Source organism: Blautia sp. HCN-20427, from assembly GCF_037890365.1.
Lineage (GTDB): Bacteria > Bacillota > Clostridia > Lachnospirales > Lachnospiraceae > Blautia.
Map to the genome: position 1 here is coordinate 1 of NZ_JBBKBX010000069.1, position 698 is coordinate 698.

A 698-nucleotide genomic window follows, 5' to 3' on the forward strand; every position below is an offset into this window, starting at 1 on the left:
GCGTCTCAAGGCGCTGGCTTTCTCTTTCGGCTATGGGAATTCTGTTTACACATCCTTCCCACAGCTCCGTTCAAGCCATATTGCTCTTGACTCGTCGCTACCCCTTAAGGGGTATTGTTACTACTTGGCATTACCCCTTAAAAGGGTCTTCATATTCTTTTACACTTAATTTATCCATTGCAATATCATGCTTTTCCTGTTCTTGGATATATTTTTTTATTGTTGCCTCATTTAATCCGACTGTACTAACATAATATCCCTCCGCCCAGAAATGACGATTTCCAAATTTATACTTTAAATTTGCGTGTTTATCAAATATCATAAGTGCACTTTTACCTTTTAGATATCCCATAAATGAAGATACGCTTATCTTCGGGGGAATACTTACTAACATATGAATATGATCTGGCATCAGATGTCCTTCAATTATTTCAACACCTTTATAACTGCACAATTGTTTTATAATATCTCTGATATCCGCTTTATATTGATTATAAATTACTTTTCGTCTATACTTTGGTGTGAAGACGATGTGATATTTGCACATCCATTTTGTATGTGCGAGTGAATATTCTTTCTTCGCCATAAATTACCTTTCCTTTCTACAATATAGCCTGAACAACTTTATTGTACACGGAAAGGTAATTTTTTTGTATAACAATCGACGCGCACCCGCATAGCGGGTGGATTATTGTTTC

General features: G+C 36.1%; 1 protein-coding gene. It reads right to left on the reverse strand.

The window, feature by feature from the left end; genetic code table 11:
- Window positions 1-130 precede the first annotated feature (130 nt).
- On the reverse strand, window positions 131-586 hold the full coding sequence (gene tnpA, locus WKT17_RS16230; RefSeq protein ID WP_016438399.1) for an IS200/IS605 family transposase: 456 nt from the start codon (window positions 584-586) through the stop codon (window positions 131-133).
- Window positions 587-698 lie beyond the last annotated feature (112 nt).

What these genes read in the sequence shown, in the direction of transcription:
- tnpA (WP_016438399.1), bottom strand. Translation starts at nt 586, where the DNA reads ATGGCGAAGAAAGAATATTCACTCGCACATACAAAATGGATGTGCAAA.